The organism is Spiroplasma diminutum CUAS-1, assembly GCF_000439455.1.
Classification (GTDB): Bacteria; Bacillota_I; Bacilli_A; order Mycoplasmatales; family Mycoplasmataceae; genus Spiroplasma_A; species Spiroplasma_A diminutum.
This window is the reverse complement of the sequence record NC_021833.1, coordinates 631,434-650,822: the sequence shown is the minus strand read 5'-3', so window position 1 is coordinate 650,822 and position 19,389 is coordinate 631,434. Positions and strand designations below refer to the sequence as shown.

Annotated in this window: 16 protein-coding genes; 15 read left to right on the top strand and 1 reads right to left on the bottom strand. The window is 24.7% G+C overall.

What is annotated here, in order from left to right:
• The first annotated feature begins 5 nt into the window (after positions 1 to 5).
• The 8 genes from SDIMI_RS02995 (at position 6) to SDIMI_RS02960 (ending at position 9,169) form a co-directional block, all read left to right on the top strand.
• A complete protein-coding gene (locus SDIMI_RS02995; RefSeq protein ID WP_020836523.1) occupies positions 6 to 1,148 on the top strand; it encodes a hypothetical protein in 1,143 nt (380 codons plus the stop codon).
• A gap of 12 nt (positions 1,149 to 1,160) precedes the next feature.
• Positions 1,161 to 2,063, top strand: coding sequence for a GTPase Era (era, locus tag SDIMI_RS02990; RefSeq protein ID WP_020836522.1), 903 nt, complete (start codon positions 1,161 to 1,163; stop codon positions 2,061 to 2,063).
• Between the two features lie 8 nt (positions 2,064 to 2,071).
• Positions 2,072 to 2,854: a DNA repair protein RecO gene (gene recO, locus SDIMI_RS04485; protein ID WP_020836521.1), complete on the top strand. Its 783-nt coding sequence runs from the start codon at positions 2,072 to 2,074 to the stop codon at positions 2,852 to 2,854.
• 103 nt (positions 2,855 to 2,957) lie between these two features.
• On the top strand, positions 2,958 to 4,325 hold the full coding sequence (locus SDIMI_RS02980; RefSeq protein WP_020836520.1) for a glycine--tRNA ligase: 1,368 nt from the start codon (positions 2,958 to 2,960) through the stop codon (positions 4,323 to 4,325).
• 16 nt (positions 4,326 to 4,341) lie between these two features.
• Positions 4,342 to 6,294, top strand: a complete 1,953-nt coding sequence (gene dnaG / locus SDIMI_RS02975; protein WP_020836519.1) for a DNA primase — start codon at positions 4,342 to 4,344, stop codon at positions 6,292 to 6,294.
• Entirely contained in the window at positions 6,294 to 7,685 is a 1,392-nt protein-coding gene (locus SDIMI_RS02970) for a sigma-70 family RNA polymerase sigma factor (RefSeq protein WP_020836518.1), read from the top strand. Before dnaG ends, SDIMI_RS02970 begins: the two co-directional genes overlap by 1 nt.
• 1 nt (position 7,686) lies before the next feature.
• Positions 7,687 to 8,382 (top strand): tRNA (adenine(22)-N(1))-methyltransferase, encoded by a 696-nt coding sequence (locus tag SDIMI_RS02965; RefSeq protein WP_020836517.1) that lies wholly within the window; start codon positions 7,687 to 7,689, stop codon positions 8,380 to 8,382.
• A complete protein-coding gene (locus SDIMI_RS02960) occupies positions 8,375 to 9,169 on the top strand; it encodes a Nif3-like dinuclear metal center hexameric protein (RefSeq protein ID WP_020836516.1) in 795 nt (264 codons plus the stop codon). Before SDIMI_RS02965 ends, SDIMI_RS02960 begins: the two co-directional genes overlap by 8 nt.
• 27 nt (positions 9,170 to 9,196) lie before the next feature.
• Here the strand turns inward: SDIMI_RS02960 and ispH are convergent, their stop codons facing one another.
• Positions 9,197 to 10,081 (bottom strand): 4-hydroxy-3-methylbut-2-enyl diphosphate reductase, encoded by an 885-nt coding sequence (gene ispH / locus SDIMI_RS02955; protein ID WP_020836515.1) that lies wholly within the window; start codon positions 10,079 to 10,081, stop codon positions 9,197 to 9,199.
• A gap of 120 nt (positions 10,082 to 10,201) precedes the next feature.
• On the opposite strand from ispH, the gene SDIMI_RS02950 reads away from it, so the two are divergent.
• The 7 genes from SDIMI_RS02950 to SDIMI_RS02920 all read left to right on the top strand — a co-directional run bounded on the left by SDIMI_RS02950 (position 10,202) and on the right by SDIMI_RS02920 (position 19,350).
• Complete coding sequence (locus tag SDIMI_RS02950; protein ID WP_020836514.1) at positions 10,202 to 10,930, top strand: hypothetical protein; 729 nt, start codon at positions 10,202 to 10,204, stop codon at positions 10,928 to 10,930.
• A 42-nt stretch (positions 10,931 to 10,972) separates the two neighbouring features.
• A complete protein-coding gene (locus SDIMI_RS02945) occupies positions 10,973 to 13,240 on the top strand; it encodes a lipoprotein (protein WP_020836513.1) in 2,268 nt (755 codons plus the stop codon).
• A gap of 28 nt (positions 13,241 to 13,268) precedes the next feature.
• Positions 13,269 to 13,874 (top strand): hypothetical protein, encoded by a 606-nt coding sequence (locus SDIMI_RS02940; RefSeq protein ID WP_148285811.1) that lies wholly within the window; start codon positions 13,269 to 13,271, stop codon positions 13,872 to 13,874.
• A 155-nt stretch (positions 13,875 to 14,029) separates the two neighbouring features.
• The gene (locus tag SDIMI_RS02935) at positions 14,030 to 17,197 is read left to right on the top strand and encodes a YbbR-like domain-containing protein (protein WP_020836511.1); all 3,168 of its coding nucleotides are present in this window, start codon (positions 14,030 to 14,032) and stop codon (positions 17,195 to 17,197) included.
• A gap of 93 nt (positions 17,198 to 17,290) precedes the next feature.
• Entirely contained in the window at positions 17,291 to 17,914 is a 624-nt protein-coding gene (locus SDIMI_RS02930) for a hypothetical protein (protein WP_020836510.1), read from the top strand.
• A gap of 359 nt (positions 17,915 to 18,273) precedes the next feature.
• Entirely contained in the window at positions 18,274 to 18,519 is a 246-nt protein-coding gene (locus SDIMI_RS02925; RefSeq protein WP_020836509.1) for a hypothetical protein, read from the top strand.
• Positions 18,520 to 18,537: 18 nt separating this feature from the next.
• Entirely contained in the window at positions 18,538 to 19,350 is an 813-nt protein-coding gene (locus SDIMI_RS02920; protein ID WP_020836508.1) for a MurR/RpiR family transcriptional regulator, read from the top strand.
• Positions 19,351 to 19,389 lie beyond the last annotated feature (39 nt).

Genomic DNA, 19,389 nt, shown 5'->3' with positions numbered 1-19,389 from the left:
TAAAAATGAAAAAAACAGATAGACTTGTTGGTGGAAAACTAGGCGAAATCTTAACAAGAAGATTTTTGAAATCAAAACATGTAAAAATGGTTTCAGAAGGAGATTATATTTCTAGATTAAGATCTTGTTGTAAAGTTATTTATACTATGCCAATTCAAGCAATATGAGTGATTTTTTATTTTTATGCACGCTTTGCTGTTCAAAGTCAAATGAAAAATCCAACAATTCCTGAAAGTGAATTATGACTTTATGCAGACCAAATAAATGTTTTAAATACTTTTATGACAATTCAAATTTATCATTTGTTTATAATGTCTTCAGTACTTATTGTAATGTTAAATATGACCATGAGTAAGGGAACAAGCATATTTACAGCAATTTTTAATACCTTATATATTTCTGAAGCATTACTTTATGGAAGTTTTCTATTTGTACTTGATTGAGTAGGTATTCTTCATAAATTTAAAAGTCCCTTGGAACTTTTAATGGCATTAAGAACTCAATGAATATGAATTATTGCAATTTTTATAGCAGTATTTACTTTTTTACCTTTAAGGTCTGTCTTTAAAGATGTAAACATGTGAAATAGAGAATGAATTAGAATTGAAAGATATAGAAAAACAGAAGATAGAGAAAATGGATTTATTTTTAAAACTTGAGTAACACCTGGAGAGATTAAATCAAGAAGGTTAATGATTATAACAGGTTGATTTTGTATTTTTTCAGCTAGTGTTTTTCACTTAATGGATGTTTTTGCAAGAACTGATTTTAATGTAATAAAATATATAATTCTTGTTGCTGGATATTTAATATTTTTATCTGCATATGTAATTCCTTATAATAATTGAAGTTTAATATTTTATTGAGCAAATCAAATATTTTTATTTGGTTTAATTACATATTCACTTTATATGGTTCAAAATGTAGCTTGACAGTATTTAATGTGATATATGTATTTATATTTAATTTTACTTGTACCTTGAATAATTTCATTAACTGCAGCAATCAGGTATACGTGAACTTTAAAAGATAAAGAAGAAATTAAAGCAGTAGTTTTAAATATGTTTGAAGACAAAGATGATTTTGAACAATATTTAGACCAAAGAGATGAAGAACAACAAATTAAAGAATCAGAAAATACAATATAGGAGAATAAGAAATTGGAAAAAATTAGATCAGGATTTATTAGTATTATTGGTAGACCAAATGTGGGGAAATCAACTTTATTAAATACCTTATTACAAAAAAAGGTATCAATTGTAACAAGTAAAGCACAAACAACAAGAAATAGAATTAATGGAATATTGACTCAACCTGATGCTCAATATATTTTTGTTGATACTCCAGGAGTTCATAAAGCACAACATGAATTAGGAAGATTTATGAATAAAGTAGCTCTTTCTTCTACAAAAGGTGTAGATGTTATTTTATTCTTAGCTCCAAGCAATGAATTTATTGGAGAGAACGATCAATTTATTTTGAATGCATTAAGAGAAAGAGATGTTCCAGTATTTTTAGTTATAACTAAAAGTGATCTTGTATCAAATGAAAAGTTAAATGAAAAATTAGAAGAATGAAAATCACAAAACTTTAACTTCGAACAAATTATTACAGTATCTTCAACAATGGGAGAGAATTTGGGGTTTCTTTTAGAAGAAGTTAAAAAAGCTTTACCAGAGACAGGTATCAAATTCTATCCTGATGACACTTTTACTGATCAACCAGAGCGTTTTTTAATTAGAGAAATTATTCGTGAAGAAATTTTACTTCAAACAGATCAAGAAATTCCTCATTCTGTTGCAATACTTATTGATAAAATGGAAGAAAAAAAAGATATTATTAAAGTTATTGCTTCAATAATTTGTGAAAGACAAAGTCAAAAAGGAATTATTATTGGAAATAAGGGAAGTAAAATTAAATCAATAGGAATAAACTCAAGAGAAAAACTTGAACATCTTTTTGGTAAAAAATTCTATTTAGAATTATTTGTAAAAACTAAGGAAAAATGGAGACAATCAGCTTCAGTTATAAAACAATTAGGTTACGATAAAGATAGCTATTAGGTGAAACAATGGCAATTACAAAAATAAATGCAGTTGTTATTGACTCAACTGATTATGATGATTATGCAAAAATTGTTAAAGTTTTTAGTAAACAATTTGGTAAATTATCATTTATTGCTCAAGGTGTTAATAAATCTACTTCAAAAAATAAATATTCAGTTCAAAATTTTAGTTTAAGTGATTTTGAAATCTTTAAATCTAGAAGAGAAGATAAAATAAGTAAATTAAAAACAGGTGTTTTAAAAAAAGATTATTTTAAAATTGCTGAGAATTATAATAATTATGTTTATAGTTCAATTATGTTCAAAATTTTAGATCAAATTGAACAAATTAGTGATAAACATTACAAAATCTTTAAAATGCTTACTTTTTGCTTAAATAATATAAATAATAATAAAGATCCATTTATTAACTATTTATTTTTTATAGCAACTTTAATTCAAGAGTCTATTCAACCATTGAGAACAAAAACATGTGTTAGATGTAAGAAAAACACATTTCCTATAGTTAGATTTGAATATAGTGAAAATGGTTTTATTTGTGCAAGGTGTTTATGACCTGGAGAAAAAATTCAACCAGAAGGGTTTATTAAAACTCTTTCCAATATAAATAAAAAAACAATTCAATATAATGTTGAGCAAAAGTATATTTATACTGATTTAATAGCAATTCATAATATTATTATTGATTATTATGAAAGGACTTTAGGATTTTATTTGGGACCAATAAATTTACTTAAAGGAACTGTTGCATTAAATATAAATGAAAAACAAGCAGAACAATATAAATAACACTTATAGTGTATTGACAAGATAAGAGAAAAGTAGGAAAATTCCTAAGTATCTCGATTTATGCAAGCTCGAAGTTTGCATTTTTTATTGCTAGGAGAAAATTATGAAAGTTGAAATTGAAAAATTAATTTCTCATTTGAAAACACAAGGTTTTGTTTTTCAAGGTTCAGAAATATATGGTGGACTTGCTAATTCATGAGATTATGGTCCATTGGGTGCTGAAGTTAAAAATAAATTAAAAAAATTATGATGAGACTTTTTTGTAAGAAGAAATGAATATAACGTAGGTCTTGATTCATCAATTATATTAAATTCAAAGGTATGACAAGCTTCAGGTCATTTAGGTAACTTTAATGATCCTTTAATTGATTGCAAAAAGTGTAAATCACGTTTTAGAGCAGATAAATTAATTGAAGAAAAATTTACTGAAATGAATGTTGGGGGATGAACTAATCAAGAAATTGAAGAGTTCATTAAAGAAAAATCAATAAATTGTCCAAAATGTGATGCTAACGATTTTACAAATATTAGACAATTCACATTAATGTTTAAAACAAATCAAGGTGTTGTAGAAGATGAAGCTTCAACAGTATACTTGAGACCAGAAACAGCTCAAGGAATTTTTGTACAATATAAAAATTCTCAAAGAGCATTAAGAAAAAAATTACCATTTGGAATTGGACAAATTGGTAAATCATTTAGAAATGAAATTACTCCAGGTAACTTCATTTTTAGAACAAGAGAATTTGAGCAAATGGAACTAGAATTTTTCTTTTCACCAAATGATTCAAATGATTGATTTGAATATTGATTGGAAAAAGTTAAGTTCTTTTTAGAGAAAGTAGTTCTTATTGATCAACAAAATTATTCAATAAGAGAGCATGATAAAGAAGAACTTGCTCATTATGCAAAAAGAACAGTAGATATAGAATTTGACTTCCCATTTGGAAGAGGAGAATTATGGGGTATTGCTCATAGAAGTGATTTTGATTTAAATCAACATCAAAGTCATTCTGGACAAGATTTAACTTATCTTGATCCAGAAACAAATGAGAAATATTTAGCTAATGTAATTGAACCAAGTGTTGGTGTTGAAAGATTGTTATTAGCAATTTTCTGTCAAAGTTACGTAGAAGAACAATTGGAAAATGGGGAAAGAATTGTAATGAAACTTCCTTATAAATTAGCTCCATATTCAGTTGCAATTATGCCTTTACAGAAACAACAAAAGGAAAAAGCAAATGAATTATATAAAGAAATTTTATTAGACTTTGATGCTACTTTTGATGAAACAGGAAATATTGGAAAGCGTTATAGAAGACAAGACGCAATTGGTACTCCATATTGTGTAACAGTAGATTTTGATACTGAAAATGATAATTGTGTAACTGTAAGAAACAGAGACACAATGGAACAAGAAAGAATTGAAATTATAAAACTTAAAGAATATTTATTAACAAAACTAATTTAAGTAAGGAGGGATGACATTGGCAATCTCACAACAACAAATTGATTCTGTTATAAAAAAAGCTAATATAGTTGAAGTGATTGGAAAGTATATTGATCTTCAAAAGAAGGGAAGAAACTACGTTTCTATTTGTCCTTTTCATGATGATTCAGATCCCTCAATGAATATTTCACCAGACAAAAATATATTTAAATGTTTTGTTTGTGGAACTGGTGGAAATGTTATTACTTTTGTACAAGAGTTTAATAATATTACATTTTTTAAAGCATTGTCTTTAATTGCAAATGACTTAAAAATTAAAATAGATGGTTTAAAAGATTTTGAAGATAAACCAAAATATAATTCAAAAGAAAGTATTCTTTTTGAAATAAATAAAGTTGCTACAAACTTTTTTAATGGTTTATTAATTTCTTCTTTATCAATTAAAGCAAGAAATTATTTAGCTGAAAGAAAAATAAGTGAATCAGAAATTGAAAAATTTAAAATAGGTTTTTGTCCAAAGAAAGCAAAACTTTATGATTATTTGATTAAATTGGGATTTTCAAAAGACAATATTTTTGAATCTGGATTAGTTTATAAAAATGGAGTTGAATATAACTGTGCTTTTGAAAATAGATTAATATTTCCAATAACTGATGAAGAATCAAATATAATTGGTTTTTCTGGAAGAGTAATTGATTCAAATGAAAGTCCAAAATATAAAAATAGTATTGAAAATATTATTTTTAAAAAATCACAGTTAGCTTATAACTTTGACAGTGCAAAAAAGGAAGCAAGAATAAAAAATGAAATAATTATTCTTGAAGGCTTTATGGATGTAATAAGTTTAGAATCAATAGATATTAAAAACACTGTTGCAATCATGGGAACTAATATGAGTGAATATCATATTAAATTATTTTCAAGAGTTGCTAAGAAATACAAATTATTCCTAGATGGAGATAAAGCAGGGGTAAATGCTGCATTAAAGATTTCTCAATTCTTACTTGAAAAAAATATTGATGTAACAATAATTGAAAATGAAACAGGAAAAGACCCAGATGAGCTTGTTAAAGCTGGAGAAAAAAATTTAATTAATCAAATGATTGAAAATACAATTCATCCAGCAAACTTTGCTTCTAAATATTTTTCAAAAGATTTAGATATAAAAAATTCAATAAAGGTTAGTGAATTTATTGATAAAGTATTTTCAATACTTAAATATGAAAGTAATGAAGGTATTATTGGTTCTATAATAATGAATCTATCTGAAATTACAAAATTAGAAATTCAAACTATTAAGAATATTTTTGAAAAATCAAAAAAAGATATCAAGACAAATATTATTAAAAGTGAAAATACAATTATAGAAAATAATTTCATTCCTGATTTTGATCCAAATCAAGAGTATATAAATAGAATGATGAATAGTTTTTCTGAAGAAGATGGATCTCAATTTGATTTACCAGAAAATGCTTTTGAAACTATTCAAAAAAATAAAATTGAGAAAAAAATTATACAACAAGTATCAAATAAAAATTCAAAACATTTTGCTGAAGCTGCAATTGTTTGAAATATTCTCGACAATGATTCTTTGATAGAAGAGTTATCAAAAAGAATTAACAACATTGAAAGTCTTGGTGTAAAAAGAACATTGAATTTTATAATTGATCAATATAAAGAAAATAAATATGTTGGTCACAATTGAGAACAAATTGCAAACGATATAAAACAATTAGATATAAAATATTGTGAATATATTTTTGAAATAAAAAATAGACACTTTGCTTCTTTACAAAAAGCACTTTCTAAAAAAGGTTTGGATGACTGTTTTGATGCAATTGAATTATATCGAATAAGAGATGAAATTGAGTCCTTTAGTAAAAAGATTAACTCAACAGATGATAAAGAATTAAAAAATCATTTTGCAGAACAAATTGAAGAATTATTAAAAGATAGAAATAAAATTTATGATAAGAGGAGAAAACAATAATGGCATTAAATTTAAAAAAATTTGAAACAATGGAAGAGTTCAAAGATTACCTTTGAAATTACTTAGATAAAAATGATAACGAAATAGCTCAAGAAGAAATTCAAGAAGTTATATTTAAAAAATTTCAAGATTTAGATGAAGATGAAATTAGTTTATTATTTGATGAACTTGCTAAAAGAGAAGTTGTATTTACAGATGAACTAATTGAAGAAGAAGATGAAGAAGAAGACGAAGAACTTGACGATGAAGATGCAGATGAACTTGAAGGTGAATTTGCAAAAAGAGATAAAGAAAGAAAGGATTTAAAAAAGGCTAATGAAAATAATGCACCAATTAAATACAGAGTTGGTGGAATTAGTAATGAAACAAAAATTCAAGATATTATTAAATCATACTTTAATCAAATTGGGTCATCAAAAATTCTAACAAAAGATGAAGAAGTAGAATATGCAAAAATGTTGGAAGACAGTGATCCTGAAATTGCAAAAGAAGGAAGAGATAAATTAATTACTTCTAACTTAAAACTTGTAATTTCAGTTGCAAGAAAACATTTAAATAGAGGACTTGACTTTGCAGATCTTATTGAAGAAGGAAACATTGGTTTAATGAAAGCTGTTGATAAGTTTGATTATAAAAAAGGATTTAAATTCTCAACTTATGCAACATGATGAATTCGTCAAGCAATAACAAGAGCTATTGCGGACCAAGCTAGAACAATTCGTATTCCAGTTCACATGGTTGAAACAATTAATAAATTAACAAGAATTGAAAGACAATTAACTCAAGAGTTAGGAAGAGAACCTACTTCAAAAGAAATTGCAGCAACTTTTGGAAAAGGAATTACTCCTCAAAAAGTTATTGAAATTAAGAAATTATCAATCGAGCCAGTTAGTTTAGAAAAACCATTTGGAGATGAAGATGATACACACTTTGGTGATTTTGTTGAAGATAAAGATATATCATCACCAGATGAATATGCAGAAAAAGAAGCATTAAGAGAAGTAATTGATGAAGTCTTCTGTGATATTCTTGCTCCAAGAGAAGAAAAAGTTGTTAGAATGAGATTTGGTATTTTACCAACAAAATTAAGAACTTTAGTAAGACTTGCAGAAGAATGTGATGATGATAGTTATGAAGAATTAAAACAAGAAATTGCTGATTTAGATATTCACTATGATACATCAATTGAAAGAATTCAAAAATATAAAAGTGCAATAATTCATTCACATCTTTCAAAATATGATTCACCAAAAACTTTAGAAGAGGTTGGAAAAGAATTAAAAGTTACAAGAGAAAGAATTAGACAAATTGAAGCTAAAACAATTAGAAAATTCAAACCATCTGCATCAAATCCAAAAGCAAAAGCTTTAAGAGATTTCTTTAAAGGTTAATTTGAGTTTTTTAACTCCACGTCTTTTTTCATTAGCAAGCTTAATAACAGAAGGTGAAGTAGTTGCAGATATTGGAACTGATCATGCATATTTGCCAATTTATTTAGCTAAAGATGGAAAAGCAAAAAAGATTTATGCAACAGATGTTGCACTAAAACCTTTAACTGTAGCAAAAAATAATCTTGCATCATTTGGTGTTGCAGATAAGGTTGAAACAATACTTGCAGATGGTATTGAGTGAACTATACCAAATAATATAAAATTGGATTCTTGTATTATAGCTGGAATGGGATCAACTTCTATTTTAGATATTTTAAAAAAGGATAATGAAAATATTTATTCATACATTATTGCTTCAAATACTTATTTAGAGCCAATAAGAAAATGAACTAAGGAAAAAAAATATTTTGTTGAAAAAGAAATTATTGTTGAAGATAACAAAATTATTTATGAAATTATTAAAATAAATAAATTTGCAGGAACAAAAATAAAAAGTAAAAAAGATATTTTATTTGGTCCATTACTAGTTCGTGATGAAAAGAATAAACTATTCTTACAAAAGTGATTAGAAGAAGAAGAAAAACTTTTTAAACTATTACAACAAATTCCTAAAAAGGATAAAAAATATAAAGAAACTTTAAAAAGAAAAAATGAAATAAGTAAACTTTTAAAGAGGAGAACTTTAATTAATGAATAAAATAAAAGCTAATGTTTTAATCAACTATCTAAATGATGTATTTCCACAAAAGAGTGCAGCAGAATGAGATAAAGTAGGATTACAATTAGAAGAAGTTTATAATTTAGAAAGTCAAGATGAAATTGAAAATATAGTTATTTGTCTTGACGTAACAAAGGAAGTTATACAATTTGCTATTGAAAATAAATCAAATTTTATTATAAGTAGACATCCATTTTTGTTTTTAGATTTTGAAATTGAAATGAAAAATCTGGCAAAAAAAGAAATATATGATTTATGCATTGAAAATGAAATTCAAATATTTTCTATTCATACAAATTATGATAATAGTGAAAAACAAAATATAATTGATCTTTTAGAAACACAATTAAATGTTAAGAGTGTTGATAAAGTAGGTGAATTTAATGAAGGATACAAAATTAAATTATTAAGATCAGTTAGCTTAAAAGAAGCAATTGATAAAATGAAATTTATTTTTGGAAAACAACAATCATTACTAACTAGAAATTCTAATTTAGAAAAAGAAATTGATAAAATTTATTTAACTCCTGGTAGTGGAGCATCAACTATGATTCATCTCCAACTACAAAATAATTTCTTTGTAACTGGAGAAGCAAAATGAAGTGAGTGACTTTATGCAGATCAAAATGGAATGGATATGTTAACATTAGGACACTATATGGAAAATCATTTTATAGATGATTTAGAAAATAAATTATTGAAAACTTTTGGAGATGAAGTTAAGATAAGTGCATTTGATATTAAAAATACATTTATTATTCTCTAATTTAAATAAATAAATTAAAAAATGAAACTAAATAGTTTCATTTTTTAATTCCTCTAAATATTTAATAGTTTGATTTTGAATAATACTTGAAGTAGAAGCCCCAGCTGTTACAGCAACATTTTGAATTCCTTTTAAATCATTTAAATCGATTTCTTCTTTTCTATTTATTCTAATTGTTTTAATTCCTTTATTTGTTGAAAGTTCTACTAATTTTAGAGTATTATTACTTCTTTCATCACCAACTACATAAAGTAAATCAACTTTTTCTGGATCTAAATCTAATACTGCTTGTTGACGAACAAGTGTGGCTTCACATATATCATTTTTAAATATGGCATTTTCATATTTTTCCTTTATTTTTTTGTAAATAATATCTGTATCAAGAATTGAAAGGGTTGTTTGATTTGTTATAAAAATATCTTTATTCTTAATATCTAAATTTTCAACTTCTTCAATATTAGTAACTAAATGAGTTCTTTTTTCATCTAAACTAGTTAAAGCAATTGTTTCTGGATGAAAATGTTTTCCAATAAAAATAATATCAAATCCAAGGTTTAAGTACTTTTTCATTATATTTTCAGTTTCTAAAACTCATTCACATTTTGTATCAACAACAATTAAACCTAATTGTTTTGCTAATTCAACTACTTTTAAATCAGTTCCATGGGCTGAAAAAATAACTACGCTTCCTTTTGGAATTGTTTTAATAATATCTAAGCGAGATTTTTTTCAATCATCAATAGCAATAATACCTAATTGCTCAAGTTCTTCAACTATTATTTTATTGTGTACTAAAAGGCCAATCATATATATTTTTTTATCTGGATACATTTTAACTGTATCTTTTGCCATTTTTATTGAAATTACAACTCCAAGACAAAAACCTCTTGGAGTTACTTTAATTACATTCATATAACACCTCACTTTAATAATTTTACTATTGAATTTAACTTATATTTATAAAGTATTTTTTTATTTTTTAGTAATTTATAAGTAGTATTTTCCTTTAAAATAATACTATGGAGCAATAATATGAAGAAATTTAACAAGTTTTTAATAAAATTAAAACCATATAGAAGATTATATAAAATTTTTTGAATGGTTTTTATAATTATATCTTTATTGATTTTCCAATTTTTGATGTTAACTTTTTCTTATACAGTTCCAAATATCCATGGTGGATTTTATTACTGATTTAGAGGTTTGCACTCGTTATTAGGAGAATCAAGAGCAGAGCCAAACTCAGCACAAGGTTTTATATTTGCAGCTACAATAATAGGATATATTCCTATTATTCCTATTATTCCAGTATTATATTTTACTTTTGCAAATTGATATATACAAGAAAAATTAAGTGATAAATATATTGATGTACCAAAAGAAAAATATTTATATTGAACTAAATTTATTCATTTTTCAGGATTGGCAGTAGTTTTTACTTTAATTCCAGGTATTTTAACTTATTTTGGTGGAGGAGGACTTCTTCCAACTCAAGCTTTTTGAGCTGTTGGTGGAATTTTTAGTAATAATTTTATGGAAAGAGTTGCAGGAATAAGTGCTATTCTTTATTATGCAGTTGGGTGTGTATTTGCTTTAATAATAATATTTTGAACCATTTGAATGCTATTATGTTATATTGGAAGACGAATCCAAAAACAAATTGATAGATATAGAGAATGAAGAGAATTATTAAGAGAAAAAAAACGAGCTGCTCAATTGGAAAAAAGAGAAACCAAATCTAATAAAAGAAAAAAAGAGTAATTTGATAGTATAATAAAATAAATTTGAAAGGGATGTTAAGAAGTGAAAAAAATATGTTCATTTTTAGGTGCAATAAGTTTAACTGCTTTTACATCATCTACTGTTGTAGCATGTAATGGTGGTCTTGACATGTCTTTAAAATACAGTGATCAACAAAAAATTAATTCAATTTATAATTTAAAAACAGAAGATTTAACAAAAAATGGAGTTAAAATTAATCAATTAATAAATAGTGAAGATATTGATAAAATTTTTGAGTCTTTAGGTTTAAATGAAATTGTTGCAAATCATCCAGAAGGTGCAATTATTAAAAAAAGTATTGGAATATACATAATGGCTAATCAATTTTTAAATGAAATTTCTTCAAAAGTTTCTGGATATGGATGAATTGCAAATAAATTAACATGACAATCTCAATGAGCAATAAAAGATATGTTAAAAGATGGATCAACATCAATTTTTAATAATGTAAGTGGATGAATGACAGATAAAAATAATCAATGATCACTTTCAGTTACTTTTTTAGATGAAGATAAAATGGGTTGAAATGGTGTTAATCCACTTAAATACGCAAGAATAAATATAAATAGAATGCTTGTTTCTGATTCAGCTGGATTTGTTGAAAAAGAATCTTCAAACTATGAAGGAATTTATGGAACAGATCCTAATGTTCAAAGTGGTTTTATAAATCCAAATAATCAAGAGTTAGGAGTTATTTATCAAGGTTTTGCAAATTCAAGTAGACTTCTGGATTTAAGTGAAATATTAAACGAAACTCCAGGAAGTATACCTGTTGGATTTTTTAATTATTCACCTAGTGTAGCTGATTTTGTAAATAATAAAATAATAAATTTAGACTTTGGAAATTTAATTCTGCAAAATTCAAAGCAAGAAATTGAATATCAATTAAATGAATATTTACTAGATAATCCAATTTATATTGGTGAAGGACTAAATTATAGCCAAATTGATGATATTATAAAAAATCAAATATATTTAGTATTAATTTCAAATGCAATAGATAGAGAAAATTTAGAAAACGAAAATGGTGGTCCATTATTTGACCAAGATGAAAAAGAAGAAGCAGCGACTTTATTACCAGCGATGGTTTCAAAGCTTCAAATTTCTCTAGAAAATTTATCAAAGAATGATTGAATAACACAAGAAACTAAAGTTGAAATTGAAGCTATAAATTCCATTTTAGAAGATGTAATAAAAAATAAATATAATTTTATTAATCCAGACCAAAAAGATCAATTTAAATTACATTTTAAACAAATAATAATTAATTCAAGAAATTTAAATGATCCAAATTCAGGTCAATTTAAATTTTATGTAGGTGATATATCAGCGACTTTATATAAAGCTGCAACTTCAACACCAGATAATAATGAAATTTTATCAAGTGAAAGTGCATATACAAATTTTGGATATGATTCATCTTATAAATTTAAGGTATATTATTGATCAAAAGTTACACCAATTACTGGAAAAGAAAATCAATGATATTCACCAGATGATTTACGACCTAAGAATGAATATATATCTGATAAAGGCTTTAGAAACATATTTTGATCAAATAGATTTTTAAATACGTATAATACTGAAAAACCGTTACTGCTTTTACAATATTTTGAAAAAGTAGGAAGAGCAATTGATATATTTGAATTTGATGACTCAATTCAAAATCCTACATTAGATGATGTTAATAATAAAATGAGAATTGCATTAGAAAAAGCAGTAAGTTTAGATAAAAACAATAATTCTGAAAATTTAAGTGATGATTCATGAAGAATTTATCACTTGATGGCTTTAATAAATAATTCTGCAACTAAAATGTTAAAAGATATCTTCTCTATAGATGAAAATGGAATTTTAGAAATTCACAATCAACAAATTTCATTGGATTATTCTAAAAATCCAAATAGTTTAGATCCAAAAAATGCTGATGATGATATTGCTTTTGGAGAATTAATTAATAATGAACAAATTCCATTTATCGTAAATGATTTTTCAAGAACTAATAAAGGAAATGCAAGAAGTGGAATTTATGAAAATGGAATAAATTGACTTTGAAGAGGAGAAGCAATAAGTTTAACAATGTTTATTGGTAGAACAAATATTTTTGGAAAACGTTTTGATATAAGTTTAGATAATATGAATCAATGATGAAATCAATCTGGTAGGGATTCTCAAGAACATCAATTTTTAATTAAAATCCCTAATCAATATCAGGGATTATTAGAATATTATTGAAATCAATATGTTGCAAAAAATCCCAATAATCAAGACTATAATCCAAACTTATAAAAAAGGAATTAAGTTATTCCTTTTTTATTTGTCTAATAAAAGTGCTAATTTCAACTATGATATAATAAAAGAAAATCAACGGAGGTTTGCAATGTACCATATTGAACTTATTGATAAATTTTATTGTATCTATGAAAGTATAACTAATAAATTGATAGCTCAATTTTCAAGATTAATTGATGCAACTTATTACATTCAATCAATTAGTGGAATAGTTATTGTAAGAAATACAGATAGTGTTGAATTTATTAATGCTCAAAGAGAAGAAAATAATCAGGAATTTTTAGGTATTGTTAACGCTCAGGGAATAATTGTAAATCAAGATCGATTTAAAGATAAGTTAAAATATGTAGAAACAAAAAAGAGTTACTTTGAAGAAAATCAACAAATAAATAATCAAGAAAATAAAAAAAATATTTCTTCTCAAATTACTGATAAAGAAATAATTGATGAAAAAATTGAATTTAAAAAAACTATTGAAGAATTGAAAATAAAAGAAGAAGAAAAAAAGTTTTTAGAATTTGATGAATTAAATAAAAAAGTTAATAATTTTTTAGAAGAAAAAAACTATTTGGTTGAAAATGATAAACAAATAAAATTAATTAATAAAAAAATAAAAAAAGTTAGAAAATAACTTTATATTAATTCTTAACTTTTTTTCTTTTAATTAATAAAAATATTTTTAAAAAAACTAGTATTTTACTTTTATTTTGTTTATACTATATAATTAATTAGGTTTAAAAAATATGTTATAATATAAATATTAAATAAGTTGTGGGGGCTAATTAAATGTTTTTTATAAATATCGTAGATGGTATGTACTGTGTTATTAATTCATACACTAGTTTAATAATAGCCAAATTTGCACGCTTAATTGATGCAACTTCATACATTCAGACAGCACAAGGAATTAACATATCACCATTAGAACAAAACTGAAGACAATTTTTTAATTATCAATTACCATTACATTATCATAATAGTTGTTTATGTTCTTCAAATAATAATAATAATAATAATAATAATAATAATAATCATACATGTGGAAACTCATGTTTAAATAATAATAATAATAATAATAATAATCATACATGTGGAAACTCATGTTTAAATAATAATAATCATACATGTGGAAACTCATGTTTAAATAATAATAATCATACATGTGGAAACTCATGTTTAAATAATAATAATGATAATAAATATTCAAACAATAATTATGAAATTAATAACTCTATTAAAAATCAAATAAAGGAATTGAACAAAAAAATATCATCAGTATTAGAAGATAAAGAAGAAATATTAGAAGAAATTAATATTTTAAAATCAATTGTTTTAAAAGAAAGAGGAAGTTTAAATAAAAAAGTTTCTTTAAAAAAAGAAACTCGAAACTATGACGATAGCAAAAATGAATCAAGAATAACTGAATCAAATTTAAATAATAAAGGTGAAAATGATTCATACGATACTTTTGATGATGATCAATTTGAAAAAGAAAAAGTAAATAAGGAACTTCTATATTTAGATAAAAAGGAAACTAAAGTAAAAAAAGAAATAAAGAAAAAAAATAAAAGAGGATTAAAAATATTTTTAATTTCTGCTCTTACAATCTCACTTTTAGCTGGAGTTGGTGTTGGTGGATATTTTGCATACACTAAATTATTTGCAAATGCAAATCCAATTAAAAAACAAGAAAATCAAGTAATTATATTAGGTTCTGGTATTAATAAAATAAATATGTCAATTAAAAAATTTGATAATAAGTTAGAAGTAACTACTAAATCAAGTGATGAAAGTATAGCAACTGTAAAAGTATCAGATGATGATAAAACTATAATTGAAATTAACCCTATAAAAGAGGGGACAACAACTATTACTTATACTTATGGTAAATATGAAAGACAATTTGATGTTATTGTTAAAGCACCAATAATAAAAGAAATTGAAGATCAAATAGTTCAAGCTGGCAATAATATTGATTTAGAAGTTGAAATTCAAAATTCATTAAATGAAATTTGAGTAACAGCAGAATCAAATCAAACAGATATTGTAACAGTGGTTGCAAATAATAATAAATTACAAATTACAGGAGTTAAAGTAGGAACTGCTGAAATAACTTTAAAGTATAGAGGAGCATCTGATCTTAAATTTACAGTTAGAGTTACAGAATCAATACCAGATCCTGTAATTATTGCGCCAAGCACTCAACAAGTAGAAGAAGATAAATCAATTAATGTAAGTATTACAATCCAAAATACAGTTGAAGGTATAAAATTAAATGCAAAACCAGAAAATTCAAATATTGCTAGTGTTGAAGTTACAGAAGATAATAATATAACTATAAATGGAATTAAAGCAGGAAGTACTCAAATTACTTTACAATATGCTGGAGCAATTGATGTTAATTTTATTGTTACTGTTACTGAAAAAATACCAGATCCTATAATAAGAAATCCTGGATCTCAAAGTATAGAAGTTGATGATACTATTAGTGTAGAAATTGAAGTTCAAAATCCAATTGATAATGTTCAACTAGAAGCAGCATCAAGTGATTTAACTATAGCTACAGTTAGTGTTGCTGATAATATAGTAACTATTTCTGGAATTAAAATAGGAACTGCTGAAATAACTTTAAGTTATACTGGAGCAACAAGTATTAAATTTAACGCAAATGTTTTTATTAATGTTCCTGACCCTATAATTAATCCAGTTGAATCTAAAGAAGTTGAAGTTGAAGACACTTTAGATGTAAATATTACAATTCAAAATCCAGTAGATGGTACTGTGTTACAAGCAGTGTCAAAGAATCCAAATATAGCTACAGTTAGTGTTGCTAATAATACAGTAACTATAACTGGAGTTACTGCAGGAACTACTGAAATAACTTTAAGTTACACAGGGGCAAATGATGTTGAATTCTCTGTTACTGTTAATGAAAAAATACCAAATCCTGTTATTGAATCAGTTGGATCTAAAGAAGTTGAAGTTGAAGACACTTTAGATGTAAATGTTACAATTCAACACCCAGTAAATGGTGTTGAATTACAAGCAGTATCAGACAATTCAAATATAGCTACAGTTAGTGTTGCTAATAATACAGTAACTATAACTGGAGTTGAAGCAGGAACTGCCGAAATAACTTTAAGTTACACAGGGGCAAATGATGTTAAATTCTCTGTTAGTGTTACTGAAAAAGTACCAAATCCTGTTATTGAATCAATTGAATCTAAAGAAGTTGAAGTTGAAGACACTTTAGATGTAAATGTTACAATTCAACACCCAGTAGATGGTGTTGAATTACAAGCAGTATCAAACAATTCAGAGATAGCTTCTATAAGTGTTACTGATAATACAGTAACTATAACTGGAGTTACAGCGGGAATTGCTGAAATAACTTTAAGTTACACAGGGGCAAATGATGTTAAATTCTCTGTTACTGTTAATGAAAAAATACCAGACCCTGTTATTGACATAGTTGAAGCTAAAGAAGTTCAAGTTGGAGATACTTTAGATGTAAACATTACAATTCAAAACCCAGTAGATGGTGTTGAATTACAAGCAGTATCATCAGATCCAGAAATAGCTACAGTTAATGTTAACAATTATAAAATTAGCATAACTGGAATTAAAGCAGGAGTTTCTTTAATTACTTTAAAATATGCTGGAGCAAATGATATTAATTTTATTATTACTGTTAATCCAAGACCAGCTCCTGTAATAATTTCTCCTGGTGATCAACAAATTAGAATGGAAACTGTTGAAATAGAAATTAAGATAGAAAACCCAGTAGATGGTGTTGAATTACAAGCAGTATCATCAGATCCAGAAATAGCTTCAGTTAGTGTTAATAATAATATACTAACGATAACGGGTAATATTTCTAGACAAAGTGTCCAAATTACTTTGACTTATCAAGGAGCAACTAATATAAAATTTAGAGTATGAGTTACAGCTTAATGAAATTTCTTAGTTTTAATATGATTAAACCAATTATGATTGGTTTTTTTATTGTTTTTTAGTAAAATAATATAAGAATATAGAGGTAAAAACATGGAGTTTAGATTACCAGCAAAATATGCTTTATTTATAATTAATCTATTAGTATTATCATATTTTTTTCTATACTTTTGTGTAATTGGAATAGAATATCAAGATACTGATAACAATATTACAATAATCTTTAAAGGGTTAAATTTTGATAAATCCACTTTTATTGCCCCAGAAATCAATGCAAATAGTATAATTCAAATTGCTTTTGGACATGTTAATTTATTTTTTGAATATATTAACAATCAAAATCGATTTATTAAAAGTTTAATAGCTTTAGATTCTTTAATAATTACAATGCTTATAATTCAATGTTTTGTGATTTGTCTAAGCTTTATAAACTTATTTATATGAAGAGGATTTAAGAAAGCTAAAACCATTGATATAGGATCAAAAATTTTAATTTTAAGTTTCATTATTATTTCAATAACTTGAATTATTATAATGTCTGATGTTGAATTTTTAATTAAAGATACTAATGAACCAACAAAATATATATTATTTGCAAATATTTCAAATATGCAAGAACCAATTTACTGAGTAGGCCAGTCTTTTATGCCAGCATTATTTATATTTGTTCATACTTGAATGAATGCACCATTATATAGAAAAAGAAAAAAATATTAAAAGTTCATTTAAACGCAAAAAAAGCACTTTAGGGAAGTGCTTTTTTATATATTATTAATTATGCTTACGCATATATAATTGATTTGCTAATAATTAAAAAGATATGAATGAGTAATGAAAGGTCACTTTTAAACTATGGCAAACAACTAGTGACCTAATCGAAAGAAAGGATGTTATATTGAATTAAAGAATGAAGGATTACAAACCAGTGATGTGTTTGTGTTCATTTTTTAATTGCCATAGCGCGTCCAAAAGGACAATATTTAATATATCAAAAAAAAATGGAAAAATCAAATTTTTATGTAGTATTTTTTTATTATTTTTTAATATAATAATAATGATAGAAATGAGATAAAAAAATGATAAAAAATATATGTTTAGAATGTAAAAAACCTGCAGAATTAAAAAAAGTAAATCAGATAAATACTATTACTTATATTTGTAAAAGTTGTGCAATTAATGAAATTGGAGCAAATGAAATAGGCAACAATAAAATTAAATGTGATAAATGTCAAAAAAGTTCTAAATATATGTTGATAACTCAACTAAATAGAATTAGAAATCTTTGTGAAGAGTGTTTACTTGAAAATTACACAAGTATTTAAAATGAAAAGAGAAGAAAAATGAATTTAAGAGAGAAATTAAATATTATTTTATTGTCGGAATCTAAAGAAGATGTTAAATGACAAATAACAAATTATATTGTTGAATGTATAAATAAAAATAAGTATCCATCAATTATTGACATTAGTAATAATTGTTATATTGCTAAGTCTTCTATTGTAAGATATGCAAAATCTTTTGGTTTAGAAGGTTATAAGGAGTTTATTAATAAGATAAAATTTGAAGATCAAAATAGTTATAAAACTATCACAACAATAAAAAATGATCTTACAAAAGGAAATGAGCAATTTTTTCTATTTAAAAATTCAATAATTAATTTTGTTAATGAAGCTGATGAATATCTTTCAATTTTAGAAGATATTAAAATTGAAATTCTGAAAGCTAAAAGAATTTATATTCATTCAAGTTATGAATTTGATACAATAGCAAATTATTTAAAAAATTTTCTAATTATTATCAATAAAAATGTAGTTTATTCAGAACATAAAAAAACAACAAGTGCAATTTTAGACTATATTGAAGAAACAGACCTTCAAATTTTTTTAGTTGCAGGAGTAGACAATAATTATTTAGAAACTATTTTTGCTTATTCAATGGCAAATAATAAAAGTAAAAAAATCTTAATTTCTAGTACATCACAATCAAATAAATTTATAGCCTGTGATATTAGTCTAGTAATTAATTTTAGCGATGATTATTCAAAGATTTATGACAAAGAAATAAAAATGTTTTATATTTTAAAGCAACTTTTAATTCTTTTAGAAAAAGAAAATGACAGTATTGATTTAAGAAATTTAAAACACCGTTTTTAAAATAGAATAAGTTCTTTTATTTGGAACTATTTCCATATG